This window comes from Sphingobium sp. YR768, assembly GCF_900111125.1.
Taxonomy (GTDB): domain Bacteria; phylum Pseudomonadota; class Alphaproteobacteria; order Sphingomonadales; family Sphingomonadaceae; genus Sphingobium.
The window spans coordinates 178138-196067 of record NZ_FOGE01000007.1 but is presented as its reverse complement, the minus strand read 5'-3'; the positions used below and the strand labels follow the sequence as shown (position 1 = coordinate 196067).

The following is a 17930-nucleotide window of genomic DNA, read 5'->3' as shown; positions in this document are numbered from 1 at the left end:
GCCCCCGACTGGCCCGCTTCATCACAGTGCCTCGACGCAAGGACGCTGCCTTATGAGGAAATTTTAGCCGGCCGCGCTGCTGGTTGAAGTGACTGCGTGCCCGGTAGCGTGAGAAACGAAGTTATTATCTCAGTTCAACGTGGCGCCCGCAGTCGGAACAGCTTGCACCTCTCGTGTGCGAGCACAGGCTGCCTTGCGTTGACTGCCCCCGAGCTCGCGGGTCGAACTTGATCACTTGCCAGACTTGACGCGAAGATTGCGGAAATGGGCAACTGTCCCAGACTCGATCCAGATACCAACACCCCCACGCTGGTCCGACGGCAATTTCATGTCGTTGACGATAAAGGCGGGACGCGGCGCGTGATCGAGATAGAGCTGGGCTGTCGATCCTTCGACGACAAGGCGCATGTGAATCCAGCGCCCCGTCGCGATATCGGCGTAGCTTTCATACTTCTCGGGAAACTGCGCCCGCAACATGTCGAACCTGAAATCGGGATAGGCGGCATATTGCACGGTATGATTGCGCCGCACCTGGTCGGGCGCGGTACTATTGGTTGGGCGAAGGTAGATATTCTCGAAGCGCCCCTGCGCGTCTATCCGGTAGGCGAGCCCGATGAAGCCGCGTGCATAGGCGGGAGCATCGGATGCCAGGTCGCTAGCCACCTCCACGTCGATCGTGCCGTTGCCGAAGTCGAGCGGCAACCATGCCATGAAATTGCGGTCCGATAGTTTCTCTCGCGCGGGATCTTGCCAGAAAGATGGCGGCATCGTCAGTTCGAAGGCTTGAGCGCCCTGATATGTCGACTCCCTGAGCGTCACGCCCGAGAGCCTGAACTGTTCGACTCTCTCCTGGGCGGCTCCGGGACTGGTGAGCGCGGCCGTGGTCACCACGGCAAGGATGATATTCTTCATACTCGGTCCTTCTTCTCTATCTGAGTGCCTTCCGAGGTCCGTTCGCCTTCCGTCGAAATGACGCCTGTAGCATCCGTCCCGGTTACGAAGGTGGCGAAATCCTTGAGCTTAGATGCCGTAATGGGCCGGCGTCTCTAAGGTAGCCAAGTGGGAGCTGTCCCTCAGAATGATGGTGTTGGAACGAGGTCCGAGCGATCGGCCTCAAGCATCATGAGAGGAACAGCCATGGACTATTATGCCGGGATCGATGTCTCTCTGAAAGAGAGCAGCGTTTGCGTGGTGGATGCGAAGGGCAAAGTGGTGCGCGAGGCCAAGGTGGCCAGCGGGCCTGAATGCCTGATTGGCTATTGCGACGAGCTGGATTTGACGGTGGTTCGCATTGGTCTGGAGGCAGTTCCCCTTTCCCAGTGACGGCACGCGGCGCTGGTTGCATCGGGACGGGAAGTCGTTTTGCTGGAGACCCGGCACGTGAAAGCGGCGCTGTCCGCCATGACCGTGAAAACGGACCGGAAGGATGCGCGCGGGATAGCGCAGTTGCTCCGTATGGGTTGGTATCGCCCAGTTCATGCAAAATCGCCACCGGCCCAGGACGTCCGGGCGCTTCTGGTCGGACGCAAGCTTTTGCAGGGCAAACTCCTCGACGTGGAACTGAGCATCCGGGGTATCCTGTGCGGCTACGGATTGAAGGTTGGCGAGGTCAGCCGCGGGCGTTTCGAGGCGCGCATTCATGAACTGATCGAAGGACAGGCCGCATTGTCGATTGTGATCGGCGGGATGCTGGCAGCGCGCACAGCACTGTGGGACGAGTTCACGCGAATCCACCGGGCAATGCTAAAAATTGCCCGCGCCGACAAGGTTTGCCAGAGATTGATGACGACGCCTGGCGTGGGCGCGCTGGTCGCGTTGACCTATCGATCGGCCGTTGATGATCCGACCCGTTTCGGGAAATCGAGCACGGTGGGCGCCTATTTCGGGCTCACGCCGAAGAAATATCAATCCGGCGAAACGGACCGGGATGGCGGCGTCAGCAAGGTCGGCGACGCGATGGCGCGGACCGCCTTGTTCGAAGCGGCGCATATCATGCTGACTCGAGCGACACGCTTTTCCAGCCTCAAGCGCTGGGCCCTCGATGTGGCGCAGCGCCGTGGCATGAAGCGCGCGAAGGTGGCGCTGGCGCGCAAGCTGGGCGTCGTCCCGCACCGCATGTGGATGGATGCGACGGACTTTCGCTGGAGCGCGAATGCCGTCGCGGCGTGAGGAGAGCTATGTGATTGACGCAGGCAAGTAGAAGGACTGCGTCTGATGAGGTCCCGTCGCTGGGACGCAGGCTTGGCAAGGTCGTGTGTAGTACTGTGATTGCATTGGCGAGGCACGCTCCCTAGATTGACCTGTCAGCTTGAGAATCTGATGGCATGGCGTGGCGGCCTTCGTGTCGGCCACGGACAGAAGCAATATCCTAGCGACGAGATATCATTCAGAGGAACTTGACGAATGAAGGACCACTACAGACGTACTACTTTGGCAGGTTGACGGATCCGATTAGAAGCGTCATTGATTCTCGTGTGTCAGTGTAGGCTGACGGATCATGTGTGATGGCGGTGGACGAGACGTGGAGGATTGATCTGGAGCGATGGCTTGAACCGTTTCTGGCGGGGCTGTCGCACCCGGCGCGGCGCAGGATGTGCCCGCATTACATTGCCGGTTTGATAGGGCCGGGAGATCGTAAGAGCGTACAGCCGATGGCGGCTCGCGCCGGCGAAGTGGGGTACGATCAACTCCATCATTTTGTTGCGGCGGGTATTTAGAACAGCGCTCCTTTGGAAGCGGCTCTGCTGGCAGAAGCGGATCGCCTAGTTGGTAGCACAGACGGCTTTCTGGTCATCGACGACACGGCGTTGCCGAAGAAGGGGCGCCACTCGGTCGGCGTAGCGCCCCAATATGCATCTTCGCTCGGCAAGACGTCGAACAGCCAGTCGCTCGTTTCAGTGACACTGGCATCGTGCGAAGTACCCGTGATGGTCGGCCTTCGTTTGTTTCTGCCGGAGAGTTGGACGAGCGATCCGGACCGGATGACGCGCGCTCGCATCCCAAAGGAACGGCAGGCCGCCATGTCGAAGCCCGAGATCGCGATCGAGGAGATCGACCGCGTCATCGCATCGGGCGTCCGCTTTGGCTGCGTGCTTGCGGATGCGGGCTACGGGTCCAGCGCGCCATTCCGACACTCGCTGAGCAAACGCGGTCTCCGTTGGGCAGTCGGCAAGTCGCGCCGACAGATGGTCTATCCCACCGATGTCGCCATGATCTTCCCAACGGAAAAAAGCCCGCAAGCCGCGCAAGCACCATATCCCTGATATGCCGCCGGTCTCGACCGAGGAGATGTTGGCCGATGAGACGTGGCGGAAGCTAAGCTGGCGGCGCGGCACGAAGGGACCACTCACGTGCCGCTTTGCGGCTCGGTGTGTCCGCATCGCTGATGGCCACAAACACCGTATTTTCGACAAAGGCGTCTCCAGAATGCCCGGTGATGAAGTGTGGATTATCGGAGAGCGCTAGTCGACCGGGGAACGCAAATATTACATCTCGAACCTGCCTGCCGATGCTAATCTCAAGGCACTCGCTGCCGCCGTCAAAGCCCGTTGGATTTGCGAGCAAGCCCATCAGCAACTCAAAGAGGAACTGGGCCTCGACCACTTTGAGGCGCGGTCCTGGACGGGATTACACCGACACAGCCTGATGACGATGATCGCCTACGCCTTCCTTCAGTCCCGCCGCCTCCAGGTAGCGGGGCGGAAAAAAGAGTCTCGGGACCACCGCCCCAACCGAGCATGCCGGCGGTTAGGCAGGTCATCCTCAACCTCTTCGCACAACCACAACCCAGCCGATGCCCGCACTGCCAGCGGCTGATCGCCGTATCGACTAAACCCAATGTGCCAAAGTAGTGTTAGTCGGTCGGTCACGCGATGCCTCTATACGAAAGGAAAAAAAAGGTAGAGGTTAGACGCGAATCGCAGAAGCAGGCTTAAACGGCGCAAGATCGTGAGGCGGGGACAGGACGGGATGATGCGCGGAAGTCAGTCACCAGCAGTGATGAACAGGCGTGCCGATGGCATAAATGCCTGGAATGATATCGTTCTGGAATCATTTTCGGGATCAAGTGTTGATGCCGCCGCAAGCGAATTTCCTGCTGAATTGGCCCGCTGTTCCATCGAAGAACTGAACTTCATTTGCGTGGAATCGCAGCCTTCCCAAGTCCATCGGTGGGCCACGGAACGTCCGTCAGGAAGCTCCGGCATTGCGCTGCTGCATCTCCAGGACACCGGACAGGGGGTCAATCACCAATGCGGGCACAGCGTTCCGCTGGCCCCCGGAAATGGCGTCCTTTGTAATCCTGACCAGCAATACACGGTTGATTTTAAAACCCCCTATCGCATGTTCATCGTTGAATTGCCGATCCGTCGCATTGCGGGAAGACGGCCGATGTTCGACTTGGAACAGGATGCAGGCTTGGGCGTGAACGCGCACAAATCGCGCATGCTGCTGTCGTTGCTGCGCTCGGCCTGGAGTGAATTCGAGTTTCTAGGCGACGATGAGGATTGGCGGCAGTGCGTAAGCCGTGCTGGCGTCGAACTCGCGCTGGGAGCGCTTGGGGGCGTCTCCTGTCCCCGCCCGGTCGGTCCTTCGATGGAATTACGGCGCGCCGTGATCGAACATATTCGATGCCACATCGATGATCCCAACCTCCGGCCCTCCGCGATCGCAGCGAAGTTCGGGGTCAGTCGGCGCACGATCCAGTCGGTATTCGAAAAAATGTCCACCACACCCAGCGCCTACATCCTAGATGAACGCTTGCGCGCAGCGGTCGAAATGCTGAGGGAGGAAAAAGGATCACGCACCATAACTGATGTGGCCCTATCATCGGGCTTCAGCGATTCCGCCTATTTTTCCCGCTGTTTTCACAAGAAGTTCGGGGTACCGCCACGCCTCTATATGAAGCGCTAAGAAGCCACCACAGCCTTATCGCACAAGGCAGGATCGAAAAGTTCAATCCTTTCCCAATAATCCAATTCCGTTTCCCACGAGTCAAAGACCCGCCGAATAAAGTCCTTAGGTTACCCCATATTGCCTCGTCAAAAAGAAGGCAGATGGGAGACAGGATGACAAAGAGGTATCTGTTCAGCACGGCCGTCGGAATATCGATGGTCTATTCGCTGCCGGCGATCGCGCAAGACGCGCCTCCACAAACCACCGGGCCTAATATCGGCTTGGACGATATTGTCGTAACCGCACAAAAGCGCGCCGAAAATATCCAAGACGTGCCTATAGCCGTCAGCGCTTTTTCTGGCGATGCCATCGCCCAAAAGAGTATTGGCGCCATTCAGGGTTTGTCCAATCTTACTCCTAACGTTACGCTTGATGCCGGCTCGCCTTTTTCAGGCTCATCCTCCGTCCTGACTGCCTATGTCCGTGGTATCGGCCAGGATGATTTCGCATTCAATCTCGATCCGGGCGTCGGTGTCTATGTCGATGGAATTTATCTTGCCCGTACCGTCGGGGCAAACACCGATCTCCTCGATGTCGAACGTATCGAAGTGCTGAAAGGCCCGCAGGGCACATTGTTCGGTCGCAATTCCATCGGCGGCGCTATTTCCATAGTCACCCGCGAGCCGGGCGAAGAATTCGGAGGCAAGGCGGAGATCACTACCGGCCGTTTCGACCGGCTGGACATTCGCGGCACCGTAGATTTGCCTTTGATTGCCGATAAACTATTGTCGACGCTAACATTCTCGTCGACGAAGCGCGACGGCTATGTCAAGCGCATACCCTTCCCCGGCACCTATGTCACCGACCCGCTTACCTCCGTCCCACGGTCGGGCACGCAGACGTCGGATACCGAAGGCGGCGAAAGCCAATGGACGGTCCGTGGTAAGCTGTTGTGGAAGGTCAGCGACAGCGTAAAGCTGACCCTCAGCGGCGATTACCAGAAGGGTGACCAGCCCGGCATGGCAAGCACACTCATCAAGGTGCTGTCGAACAACGGCGCGCCCACATTCCCAGGCGAGTTGTTCGGGTCGGTCTATAATCTGTGCATCAATGTCCCCAATGCGCTGCTGCCCAGTGCTATTGGCGGCAATATCCAGGCCATGTGCGGGGTACGGGGCACAAGCGGCACCAGCATCGGAAACGCCAATGTGGATGCCGATCCCAGCAACAATCGTCTGACCTGGAATCACCAGTTCATTACGGGCGACATAGACAAGAGCTACGCTACCGGGCCTAGCTTTTCCCGGCTTCAGAATTGGGGACTTTCGGGGGTCCTAGACGCCGACTTGACCGACAATATGTCCGTCAAGTCGATTACAGCGTACCGCAAGCTCAATTGGGCAGCCGGTATGGATGCCGACGGTTCGCCGATCACGATCATTGAACCTGGCTTCACCATGCATCAGCAGCAGTTCAGTGAAGAGCTGCAATTTTCGGGCAAGGCCTTCGACAACCGTCTTGATTATGTGTTCGGCTTCTATTATTTTCGGGAAACCGGCAATCTTCACGATTACGTGCCATTTGGTCAGGGGCTATTGCAGGTCGATGGCTTCAATACGTTCAAAACCAGGGCACTGGCTGCGTTCACCCACCTGAATTACCGCTTCTCGGATCAGTTCAGCATCACGCTGGGCGGTCGCTATACCGACGAAAGGAAACAGTTCGAGGGATTCCAGCGCGACCCCAACGGCTTCCTGTACAAACTGGTGCTCGGTAAGCAACTTAACGAGATCACCGAGGCCGATCGCATTGCACTGGGCTTCCCCGATCCCACTGACCCGCTGCGTTTTTATCCGACTGGGTTGAACAAGAAAAAGTTCACGGACTTCTCACCGCGGGTCGGCCTGGAATTCAAGCCCAGCGATGATGTGATGCTCTACGCTTCCTTCTCGCGGGGCTACAAGACGGGCGGTTGGACGACACGGCTGTCCAATCCCGAAACGGTTGCACCCGATTTCGACGAGGAAACCGCAAAGAGCTGGGAAGGCGGTATCAAGAGCGAATTGTTCGACCGTCGGGTCCGGCTCAACGTGGCGGGCTTTTACACCGAATATAACGGCATCCAACTCACCCAGACCAACGGCATTTCACCGACCACCAAAAATGCCGGCAATGCCGAGATTTACGGTGCGGAAGCTGAATTCCAGGCGGTGCTCACAGATGCGGTCCTGCTGACAGGCAGTCTGGGTTACGTGCATGATCGCTATGTCGAGAAGCTGCCTGGAACGACTGCAGGCGACCGCCTTCCCAAAACACCGCGATGGAAGGTCAACATCAGCCCCAAATATACGCTGGATCTGGAGGCCAAGGGGCAGGTCATCGCGATGGTCGATTACACCTATACTTCGTCGCTTTTCAACAACACGGAAAATACTGTCGAATTGAAGCGCAAGCCCGTCAACATGGTCAACGCGTCACTTATCTATGAAGAACCGGGGAAAAGCTGGTCGATCACGATCGGCGGTACAAACCTGGCCAACGAACGCTATATCACGACTGGCCAGTTCCAGCCGGGCGGTGGGCTTATCTACGGCACCTATAGCCGACCACGCGAATGGTATGCCAAACTGGGGGTAAGCTTCTGATGCGTCTTCGCGGAATTTTCGGCGGCGGCCTCCTGTTGGCTGCCACTGCCGGATATGTCTTGACGTCGCCGTCGGGCAATTCGGAGGCGGCAACGCCGCCGCCTTCCGCGACGCCCCGCTCCGGCGAGCTCGTGTACCAGCAGAGCTGCGGCTATTGCCATGGGCGCAATGTGGGGCCGGTCATACGTGGCCGCGCTCTGCCGCAGGATTATATCCGCCAGATGGTCCGCCGGGGCCAGAACGCCATGCCCGCATTCCGCCCCAGTGAGATCAGCGAACCGGAACTGGCTGCGGTCGCGACGTTCATCGAAAAAAGCAGAGCCGACAGCAAGGAGCATGGCCAATGAGCCTATTGGATCGCCGCGAGGCGCTTGGCCTCTCCGCGCTGACTCTCGCTGGTGCGCTCTCAAATTCAGCAACGTCATTCGCCGGCGCGTCGTTGCCGAGCGGACTGTCGGGCGATAGGTTCAAGGCGGCCCTTAAAGATTTGCGCTTGATCGTGGGCGATGCGTGGGTTTTCGCGGACCCTGAGGCAATATTGCCTTACGAAAAGAGCTATATACCCGATCCGCAGGGCCGCCATATACCTTGCGGTGCGGTTTGTCCGGCGTCGACGGAGGAAGTACAGGCCATTTTACGCGTTGCCGGCCAATATGGCCTGCCGCTCTGGCCGATATCGACCGGCAAGAATATGGGCTATGGCAGCGCTACGCCGGCCACGCCTGGCCAGATGATTCTCGACCTGAAGCGCATGAACCGCATCCTGCATGTGGACCCCGATCTGGCCACTGCTCTGGTCGAGCCGGGCGTAACCTATCAGCAGCTTTCCGACTATTTGGCCGAACACAATATTCCGCTGTGGATCGACGTGCCGACCGTCGGTCCGATCGTAGGCCCGGTCGGCAACACGCTCGATCGCGGTGTCGGCTATACGCCCTATGGCGACCACTTCATGTTTCAATGCGGCATGGAAGTCGTGCTGGCTGACGGTCAAATATTGAAGACCGGCATGGGGAGCCTCCCCCAAAGCACGACCTGGCAAGCGTTCAAATGGGGGTACGGTCCTTATCTTGACGGACTGTTCACTCAGTCGAACTTCGGCGTGGTCACCAAAATGGGCCTTTGGCTGATGCCAAAGCCCCCTGTTTATAAGCCATTCATGGTGCGGCATCACAAGATGGAAGACATCGGCCCGCTGGTCGAAGCAATGCGGCCGCTGCGGATCGCGCAACTCATACCCAATTGCGTGTTGATGATGGGGGCCGCCTATCAACTGTCGATGTTCAAACGTCGTTCGGACGTATGGGACGGCGAAGGCCCTATTTCCGACGAAGCCGTAGCAAAAGCGGCAAAAGCAAACGAACTGGGTATGTGGAACAGCTATTTCGCGCTGTACGGGACAGAGGAAATGGTCGCAGCGATCGAGCCAGTGACTACGGCGGCGCTCCGGGCCTCTGGCGGCGATGTCCTGACCGAACGGGAGATGAACGGCAATCCCTGGTTCCATCATCACGAGACGCTGATGCGCGGCGGTCTGAACCTCGACGAAATCGGCATGGTACGCTGGAAAGGCGCTGGTGGTGGTCTCGCATGGTTCGCGCCGGTAGCGCCCGCCAAGGGCGAGGAAACCAAGGCGCAGACCGATCTCGCCAAACAGATTTTGGGCAAATACGGATTCGACTATACGGCCGCCTGGGTCATTGGATGGCGCGAACTGCACCATATCTGCGCGCTTCTCTATGATCGCAGCGACCCCGAAGAACATGCGCGCGCCGATCAATGTTACAACGAGCTAGTGGTCAGCTTCGCAAAAAAAGGTTGGGGCTCCTACCGAACCGGCGTGTCGTCGATGGACCTTGTCGCCAAACAATTTGGTGAAACCAATCGGAACGTTAATCAGGCGCTCAAACGCGCTCTTGATCCAAAGGGCATCATCGCGCCCGGCAAATCCGGGATCATGTGAGGATGACCATGCAGCGCTTCACTGGAAAAACTATTCTGATCACTGGCGGCGCGACCGGCATCGGTAGATCAGCAGCCCAAGCTTTCGCCGCTGAAGGCGCGAGCGTCATGATCGGCGACATAGACAGCCGCGCGACTGAAACCGTCGATCTGATCCATGCAGCCGGCGGAACGGCGGATTTCCTTCTCTGCGACGTCGCCCAAGGCAGTGAGACAAGCGCACTGGTCGCGGCTTGCGTCCAGCGTTTTGGCGGAATGGATGCCGCGTTCAACAATGCGGGCATTCTACCGCCACCGCTGCCCTTCCATGAAGTGCCGGAAACAGATTTCGATCGGATCATGAGCGTCGATCTCAAGGGCGTGTTCAATTCTATGCAGGCCCAGATACGCCATTTCCTGTCGTCGGGCGGCGGGGCCATCGTCAATACCGCTTCGGTGGCAGGGATAGTCGCCGATCCGAACATGTCCTCCTATGTGGCGGCCAAGCATGGCGTGGTTGGCCTGACCAAGGCGGTCGCCATCGAATATGCGCAGCGTGGCATTCGCGTAAACGCGATCGGGCCCGGCTTCATAACCACGCCGATGACCCAGGCGTGGGTCGATAGCGAGGAATTCCGCAAGGTCTTCTTTGCCGAGAATATCAGCGGCCGGGCTGGGCGACCGGAAGAAGTCGCAGGCACTGTCCTGCACCTGTGCTCCGATGCCGCCAGCTTCATCAATGGTGCGCTGTTCGTCATCGACGGCGGCCAGACGGCCCATTGAGAGCACCTATGAAAGATCATCCCATGAAGCAGAAAATGGCAATCCTGCTCGCAGCGGCCGGTTTTTTGGTCGCAAACCCTGCTGTCGCCAAGCCGCTAGAGATGCAAGTCATCCCCACGAGCGTCAACAGTATGCATGCTAATATGACGCTCATTCTGGGCGAAAAATCCGCGGTTCTGGTGGATGCGCCCTTCTCGCGCGCCGACGCGCATCGGGTTGTCGCTGCGATCGTCGATAGCGGCAAGAGGCTCGAAACCATCCTCATCACGCACGACCATCCCGACCATTTCTTTGGGCTGGACGTGCTGAAGGATGCTTTTCCCGAAGCGAAAGTCGTCGCACATCCGATCGTCGTGAAGGATATCACGCGGTCGATCCCGATAAAGTTCGAGCGCTGGAGTCCGCTGCTTGGTACCAATGCGCCGCAGCAGGCCGTTATTCCTGTCGCCTTGACCGGCGACAGCATCACGCTCGAGGGCCATAAGTTAACATTACTCGGGCCGATGCAGGGTGACCATGCGCGCGCGACGGCGTTGTGGGATGGCGAGACACAGACGCTGATCGCGGGCGACCTGCTCTACAACGGCATCTATGTATGGCTCGGCGAGCATCTAAAACCGCAATATGACGGTTGGCGCAAAACGCTTGATACGCTCGCCGCCATGGATCCGGCGCGGATCATCGCAGGTCATACGCGTCCCGGCCTGCCCGACGACAGCTACGCGATCGAATGGACGCGGGCCTATATCGATGCATTTGAGCGTGAAGCGAAAACAGCCAGGTCGTCTAGGGAATTGGGTGAGCGGATGCGGGCCCTTTATCCAACCGCCGTCGATGTAGCGGGCGGCTTTCTGGTCGGGGTGTCGAGCCAGGTGGGGACAGGCGAGATACCTCCATGGGATGAATGACCGCGCGCCCGCTCCCCGCCAAATCCGTCTTTGTTCGAGGTTCATAATGTCGTCAGCAAAACCACGCATCCTGCTCATCGTCACGCAGGACACCAAAGAGGTCGAAGGACAATTTCTGCGCGAATGCCTGGAAGAAGCGGGGTGCGACGTCATTCATCTCGATCCGAGCGTAAGGCGGACCGTGGGTGGTGCCGAGATCGGTCCTGACGCCGTTGCCGCTGCGGCCGGCAAGTCGATCGAAGACATTCGGGCAATCGGCCATGAAGGCAAGATCCAGATGGAGATGATCGCGGGTGCGAGCAAATTGGCGCTGGAAACTCATGCGAGCACACCTCTGTCGGGCATTATTTCCGTGGGTGGATCGATGGGAACGACCTTGGGCACGACGGTCATGCGGGCTTTCCCCTATGGCCTGCCCAAAGTCATGATCTCCACGCTGGCGTCGGGCTTCACTGCGCCTTTCGTCGGCCTCAAGGATATCGTGATGGTCAATGCCGTGTGCGACATATCCGGGATCAACAGCATCACACTGGACGTCTATCGCAACGGCGCGTTCGGCATCGCAGGCATGGCGCATCATTATGAAAAACGCGTCGCCGACAAGCGTCCGCTCGTCCTGATCAGCACTCTAGGGACAACCGAGCGTGGGATGCGCCGCCTTCGCGAAAGTCTGGAAGGTGACGGCTATGAAGTCATGGTATTCCACACTACCGGCATGGGCGGACAGACGCTGGACGCCATCGCCGCAGAGCGCGATGTCGCCGCCATCGTCGACATGTCGCTCGTCGAAATCAACGACTTGATCCATGACGGGATTTGCAGTGCTGGACCGGACCGCGGCACGGCAGGCCTAAAACGCGGCATTCCAGTGATCTTCGCACCGGGCAACGCTGATTTCTACATTATGCCATCGCCCATGGCTGTAGGAGACGACCCGTTCCAGGGACGCCGCTTCCACGTCCACAACGCCGCGCTCACCGCCGTTCGCACCGGGCAGGCGGATCTGGAGAAGCTGGCGGATCATGTTGCTGGCCTCGTGCAGGAAGCGCCCGGCCCTGTCCGCTTCTATGTGCCGCTCAAGGGCTTCTCAAGCCATGACAGCGAAGAGGGCTATCTCCACGATCCCTCCTTGCCGCCCAAATTCGCGACCTATGTCGAGGCTGTCATGCCCGCCAATGTCGATGTGCGCCGGTTCGACGCCCATATCAACGACGCAATATTTGGTGACGCGCTGGCCGATGCGGTTCGCGAAATGACGAAAGCAAAGATCGAAGCATGAGCAAGGATATCATTCTGACCCCGGACGACGTGGCCGAGATCATCGCGATCATCGACGGCACGTCCTACGAGCATATCGACATCTCCACCCGCCGCTTTTCGTTGCGCCTGGCGCGATCAGGCGAGGGCTGGACGCAGGACTGGACCTGGGATCGCGGCGACGCGGCCCCAGTCGCGGTGGCACCAACCGCCGTGGGCGATGAAGTGGAAGCGGAAGCCACGGACGGCAGCATCGCCGTCCGCCCTCCTTTGCCCGGCGTTTTCTACTGCGCCCCTCAACCCGGCGCGGAGCCGTTCGTCAAAGCGGGCGACATCGTGACGTCGGAAACCGTCATCGGGATCATTGAGACGATGAAACTGATGAACCCGGTACATGCGGGGGTTGCCGGGGTCGTACAGGCGATCCTGATCGACAATGGCGTTCAGGTCGATCCCGACACGATCATCCTCCGCGTTGTGCCCGAAGTCCGATGATCCACCGCCTCTTCATCGCCAATCGCGGCGAAATCGCCCTGCGTATCATCCGCACAGCACGCCAGATGGGGATCACGACCGTCCTTGGCGTGTCCGAAGCCGACCGGGATTCATTGCCCGCCAGACAGGCTGATGAGATCGTGATCGTCGGCCCGGCCCGATCGTCGGAAAGCTATCTGTCCATCGACCGGGTGGTCGCCGCCGCCGTATCGGCGCGAGCCGATGCCGTGCATCCGGGCTACGGCTTCCTATCCGAAAATGCGGCTTTTGCGACAGCCATCCGAGCCGCCGGAATTCGCTTCGTCGGCCCGGAACTCGCCAGTCTGGAGGCGATGGGCGACAAACTGATGGCGCGCAAGGTCGGCATCGAAGCCGGACTGCCCGTCGTGCCGGGCGGTGAGGCGGCCGACAAAACCGAGGCCCGTCGCCGGGCGCAAGAGACAGGCTATCCGCTGTTGCTCAAGGCCGTATCTGGCGGCGGTGGGCGAGGCATGAAACGCGTCAATGCGCCCGAGGAACTGGATGCGCAGATCGACATGGCGATGGCGGAGGCCCAGGCGGCATTCGGTGACCCGCGCGTCTATGTCGAACGATTCATCGCCCGCGGCCGCCATGTTGAGGTGCAGGTGCTGGGCGATGGCGAAAACGCCATTCATTTGGGCACGCGCGACTGCTCGATCCAGCGGCGCTTCCAGAAGCTGGTCGAGGAAGCCCCGGCACCGGGCATCCCCGACGACAAGCACCAAGCGCTGATGGAAGCCGCTGTCCGGCTGACCCGCCATTTGAACTATCGGGGCGCGGGTACGGTCGAATTTCTGGTCGACGCAAAGACGTTCGATTTCTTCTTCCTCGAGATGAATGCGCGCATCCAGGTCGAACATCCGGTGACCGAAGCGATCACCGGTATCGACCTCATTGAACAGCAATTGCTGATCGCCGACGATCAGAAACTGGGCTTGACCCAGTCGGAAATATTCCTGACTGGGCATGCTATCGAAACCCGCATCAACGCCGAGGACTGGAGCGCCGATTTCCGGCCATCGCCGGGGACGGTACGGCGCGCGCTCTGGCCAGGGGGGCCGGGCGTGCGGGTAGATAGCCATATCGCCAGTGGCGACGTCGTCCCGCCCTATTACGACTCGCTCATCGGCAAGCTTATCGTGTGGGGCGCCACGCGCACCCAAGCCGTCGAACGGCTGGAACAGGCCCTGGCTAGCCTCGATATCGAGGGCGTCTCGACTACGGCCGATCTGCACCGCTGCATCGTCGCCGACGCGCGATTCCGCGCGGGCGGCATTGATACCCGCTTTTTCGAAGGACTGGCGCATGGCTAAGGTTGATCTCGTCGATGTGTCCATACGCGATGGCAATCAGAGCCTATGGGGCGCAACCGGCCTACGGACGGCGCAGATGCTGGAGATCGCAGCAAAGCTTGATCGCGCCGGCTTTCGCGCGATCGACTTCACTTCTTCAAGCCACATGGCCGTCGCCGTTCGGTATTTTCGCGACAATCCCTGGGAGCGAATAAGGCGTATGCGGGCGGCGATGCCGCGCACCCCGTTGCAATTCATCACCACCGGATTGCGTTTCATCGCCTGGCAGCAGGCCGATCCGGACTTCATGCGGATCGTCTATCGGCGATTGCAGGCCAATGGCATTCGCCGGATGGTGATGCTCGATCCGATGCATGACGCCGACGCCGTGCTGGAGGCATCGCGGATCGTCAGGCAGGAAGGCGATGCGGAGGTGATGGCCGCGCTGACCTTCACCCTGTCCGATGTGCATGACGACGCCTTCTATGCTGGTTTCGCCGCTAAACTGGCCGCCAGCCCCGACATCGACCTGTTCTACATCAAGGATCCGGGCGGTTTGCTTTCGCCCGAGCGGGCACGGACGCTGGCCCCCGCGATCAAGGCGGTCATTGGCGATAAGGCGTTGGAAATCCATTCGCACTGCACGATCGGCTTTGGCCCGATGGCATCGCTTTCCGCCGCCCAGACAGGCGCGATTTCGGCAGTCCATGTCGGCATAGGCCCGCTTGGCGACGGCAGTTCCCTGCCCGAAGCCGGCCGGATGATCGCCAATTTGGAAGAGGCAGGTCATAATGTGCCTGTCGATCCAAGCCTGCTTGGCGATGTCAGCGATTATTGGTGGCGCCTTGCCAAGGCCGAGGGGCTGGAGCCGGGCGCGCCACAGAATTTCGATGCCAGTTTCCTGCGACACCAGATCGCGGGCGGCGTCATGACCACGACGAAGCGCCAGTTGCAGGAACTGGGCCTGCTCCACAGGCTGCCTGAAGTGATCGCGGAGACCGAGCAGGTCCGATCGGAACTTGGCCAGCCGATCATGGTCACGCCCTTTCCGCAAATGGTCATGAGCCAGGCTCTCTTCAACGTGATCGGCACGGGTCGCTACGCCCAGGTGTCGGATCAGGTGATCCGCTATGTCATGGGCAAGTTCGGGCGTCCCACCCGACCGATCGATCCAACGGTCGAAGCTGCGATCCTGGGGCGTGGCCGCGCGAAGGAAATTGCCGCCGAGGAGGATTTTCCTTCGCTCGCCGATCTGCGCAAACGTTTTGGAGCAGGGATGGACGAGGAAGAATTCCTGCTCCGCGCGGTTATGCCCGGCGAGCAGGTCGATGCGATGCTGGCGGGTGGCCCCAGCCTGGCGCGCTACAATCCGCAAGCCGTACCGATCTTCGCGCTGCTCCGCGCGCTCGCCGAACGCCCGGCCGCGCGCGATATCGTCGTCGAACGCCCCGGCCTCCGCCTGGCTTTGCATGCGGGAGACAGCGTTGCCTGATCTTGACCCGGCGATCGCCCGACGCATGATCGACGCGACCGCATATATCTTCGACATGGACGGCACTCTCGTGCTCGGCGATGCCGCCAGCGGTGGACACAAGGCTTTGCCCGGTGCGGCCGATCTGCTGTCGACTTTGCGATCACGCTACACACCGTTTCGCGTCTTTACCAACGGCACCGCCAAGCCGCCATCGGTTTACGCTGCCAGTCTGCGTCATGCCGGGCTCGATGTCGCCGATCACGAAATGATGACGCCGTCGACCTCCGCGGCAGCATGGTTCGTTCGCAAGGGTATCAAGCGCGTCCGGGTTCTGGGCTTGGACGGAGTCCAGGCACCGCTCATCGAGGCCGGCATTGAGGTGGTCGGTCCCTCGGAAATGGCATCGAACGTGGAGGCAGTCTACACTGGCTGGTTTCGCGAATTCACTCTGCCCGATCTGGAAATGGCCTGCCGAGATGTGTGGGACGGCGCGATCGTGACCACCGCGTCCAATGTCCCGTTCTTCGCTGCCTTGGGGGGGCGGGCCATCGGTGCAAGCTTTGCCATCAATGCGATGATCCGCGCAATGACGGGGAAGCAGGCCAAAGTCCTTGGCAAGCCATCGCAAAATGCCCTGCACAGCGGATTGGCGCTGATGAACCTGCCCCGGTCCGCCGCAAGATCGACGGTGATCGTGGGCGATGATCCGGCGCTCGAAATGCGGATGGCCCGCGTATCGGGCGCGCTGGGCGTCGCCGTAACCACAGGCCTCAACAACGCGGCCGATTTCCTGGCGTGCGCACCATCCCAACAGGCCGACGTCATTCTTTCCGGCCTCGAACCCATCGTAAAGGCGCTATCCTGACATGTTTGTGAACCGACGTGATGTCACAATCGAATGGGGTGACTGCGACCCGGCGGGCATCGTCTATTATCCCCGTTATTTCGCCATGTTCGACGCCTCCACCGCCGCATTGTTCGCGGCGGTAACGGGCATGCACAAACGAGCCATGCTGGCGCGGTTCAGCATGATCGGATTTCCGATGGTCGACACGAGTGCGCGCTTCATCACGCCCAGTCGCTTTGGCGACATCGTCACGATCGAAACCCAGGCTACGGATCTAGGCCGCAGCAGCTTCGGCATCTTGCATCGCATGGTCCGCGCCGATGGCACACTCTCGATCGAGGCTGTCGAAAAGCGGGTCTGGGCGAGCCGGCACCCGAATGACCCTGAACGCATCACCGGGACGGCAATCCCGGACGCCGTTCGTGCCGCTCTGACCAACGGTCCCAATCTCTCTCTTTTTTCCCAGGAGCAAATATGAGCAAGGTAATCATCACCGTCGCCCCCACCGGCGGCATGGCATCCAAGGCACAGAACCCGAATCTGCCGACACAGCCGGAGGAAATCGCGGAATCGGTGCACAAGAGCTTCAAGGCGGGCGCAAGCATCGCGGCGCTCCACGCCCGGCGGCCGGACGATGGCGCGACCTGCAACGCCGAGATCTACCGCGACATCAATGCCCGCATCCGCTCGCGCTGCGATATCGTCATCAACAACTCCACCGGCGGCGGATCGAGCGGCGACATGTTGATCGAGCGACCCGACGGTCTCTACGAATCCAGCTTCGAAGAACGGCTCAAGGGCTGCGAAGCAGGTGCCGAGATGGCGACTTTCGATGGCATGACCTTCGTCGATGTCCATGGCGGCAAGGAGATCTTGGTCATCACCCCACCCAGCCGCTGCGAGACACTGGTCAAGCGGATGATAGATCGCGGGATCAAGCCGGAATGGGAAGTATTCGCGCCCAACCACATCCTTCAGGACGTGACGCGCCTGATCCAGAAAGGATATGATAAGCCGCCTTATTATATCAACATGGTGCTGGGCGCGGACAAGGGCTTCCAGGGCGCGATGCCTTACAGCCATGATGTCCTGAACGCGATGATCGCCGCTTTGCCGCCGCAATCGATCTTCTGCGTATCGGCAATCGGCCCTGCCCAGCTTCCCGCCACAACGCAGGCGATGCTGCTCGGCGGTCATGTCCGCGTCGGCCTGGAAGACAATAATTATTTCAGCCGCGGCGTCTTGGCGACCAATGAACAGCTTGTCGCCCGCACAGTCGGCATCGCGACGGAACTGGGCCTAGAGCCGACAAGCCCAGCCGAAGCGCGCGAATTGCTGGGCCTGCCGCAGCAATGAGGCCGTAACAGAAATGGA

The 17930-nt window shown here is 59.8% G+C and carries 14 protein-coding genes and 2 pseudogenes; 15 read left to right on the top strand and 1 reads right to left on the bottom strand.

The features are described from left to right. Nucleotides 1–231 precede the first annotated feature (231 nt). Entirely contained in the window at nucleotides 232–912 is a 681-nt protein-coding gene (locus tag BMX92_RS11300; RefSeq protein ID WP_218145764.1) for a hypothetical protein, read from the bottom strand. Nucleotides 913–1137: 225 nt separating this feature from the next. Between BMX92_RS11300 and BMX92_RS11295 the strand changes: the two are divergent. The 15 genes and pseudogenes from BMX92_RS11295 to BMX92_RS11225 all read left to right on the top strand — a co-directional run bounded on the left by BMX92_RS11295 (nucleotide 1138) and on the right by BMX92_RS11225 (nucleotide 17912). Continuing rightward, a pseudogene (locus tag BMX92_RS11295) lies at nucleotides 1138–2169 on the top strand (IS110 family transposase). A gap of 335 nt (nucleotides 2170–2504) precedes the next feature. Further along, nucleotides 2505–3832 (top strand): annotated as a pseudogene (locus BMX92_RS11290) (IS701 family transposase). A gap of 167 nt (nucleotides 3833–3999) precedes the next feature. Then, nucleotides 4000–4911 (top strand): AraC family transcriptional regulator, encoded by a 912-nt coding sequence (locus BMX92_RS11285; protein WP_177185009.1) that lies wholly within the window; start codon nucleotides 4000–4002, stop codon nucleotides 4909–4911. A gap of 197 nt (nucleotides 4912–5108) precedes the next feature. Then, nucleotides 5109–7538: a TonB-dependent receptor gene (locus tag BMX92_RS11280; protein WP_256213387.1), complete on the top strand. Its 2430-nt coding sequence runs from the start codon at nucleotides 5109–5111 to the stop codon at nucleotides 7536–7538. A 59-nt stretch (nucleotides 7539–7597) separates the two neighbouring features. Beyond that, nucleotides 7598–7885 carry a c-type cytochrome gene (locus BMX92_RS11275; protein WP_256213386.1) on the top strand — a complete coding sequence of 96 codons (288 nt, stop codon included), beginning with the start codon at nucleotides 7598–7600 and terminating at the stop codon, nucleotides 7883–7885. Further along, entirely contained in the window at nucleotides 7882–9501 is a 1620-nt protein-coding gene (locus BMX92_RS11270; RefSeq protein ID WP_093016404.1) for an FAD-binding oxidoreductase, read from the top strand. The genes BMX92_RS11275 and BMX92_RS11270 overlap by 4 nt, the downstream gene beginning before the upstream one ends. 2 nt (nucleotides 9502–9503) lie before the next feature. Continuing rightward, nucleotides 9504–10262, top strand: coding sequence for an SDR family NAD(P)-dependent oxidoreductase (locus BMX92_RS11265; protein ID WP_256213385.1), 759 nt, complete (start codon nucleotides 9504–9506; stop codon nucleotides 10260–10262). Nucleotides 10263–10270: 8 nt separating this feature from the next. Then, nucleotides 10271–11170, top strand: coding sequence for an MBL fold metallo-hydrolase (locus BMX92_RS11260; protein ID WP_093016402.1), 900 nt, complete (start codon nucleotides 10271–10273; stop codon nucleotides 11168–11170). Between the two features lie 46 nt (nucleotides 11171–11216). Next, on the top strand, nucleotides 11217–12449 hold the full coding sequence (locus BMX92_RS11255) for a Tm-1-like ATP-binding domain-containing protein (protein WP_093016400.1): 1233 nt from the start codon (nucleotides 11217–11219) through the stop codon (nucleotides 12447–12449). Continuing rightward, complete coding sequence (locus BMX92_RS11250) at nucleotides 12446–12922, top strand: acetyl-CoA carboxylase biotin carboxyl carrier protein (RefSeq protein WP_093016398.1); 477 nt, start codon at nucleotides 12446–12448, stop codon at nucleotides 12920–12922. Before BMX92_RS11255 ends, BMX92_RS11250 begins: the two co-directional genes overlap by 4 nt. Then, a complete protein-coding gene (locus BMX92_RS11245) occupies nucleotides 12919–14256 on the top strand; it encodes an acetyl-CoA carboxylase biotin carboxylase subunit (RefSeq protein WP_093016396.1) in 1338 nt (445 codons plus the stop codon). The genes BMX92_RS11250 and BMX92_RS11245 overlap by 4 nt, the downstream gene beginning before the upstream one ends. Then, entirely contained in the window at nucleotides 14249–15727 is a 1479-nt protein-coding gene (locus BMX92_RS11240) for a biotin carboxyl carrier protein (RefSeq protein WP_093016394.1), read from the top strand. Before BMX92_RS11245 ends, BMX92_RS11240 begins: the two co-directional genes overlap by 8 nt. Continuing rightward, nucleotides 15720–16574, top strand: coding sequence for an HAD-IIA family hydrolase (locus BMX92_RS11235; RefSeq protein ID WP_256213384.1), 855 nt, complete (start codon nucleotides 15720–15722; stop codon nucleotides 16572–16574). Before BMX92_RS11240 ends, BMX92_RS11235 begins: the two co-directional genes overlap by 8 nt. A gap of 1 nt (nucleotide 16575) precedes the next feature. Continuing rightward, entirely contained in the window at nucleotides 16576–17034 is a 459-nt protein-coding gene (locus BMX92_RS11230) for an acyl-CoA thioesterase (RefSeq protein ID WP_093016390.1), read from the top strand. Continuing rightward, complete coding sequence (locus BMX92_RS11225) at nucleotides 17031–17912, top strand: BKACE family enzyme (protein WP_093016388.1); 882 nt, start codon at nucleotides 17031–17033, stop codon at nucleotides 17910–17912. Before BMX92_RS11230 ends, BMX92_RS11225 begins: the two co-directional genes overlap by 4 nt. Nucleotides 17913–17930 lie beyond the last annotated feature (18 nt).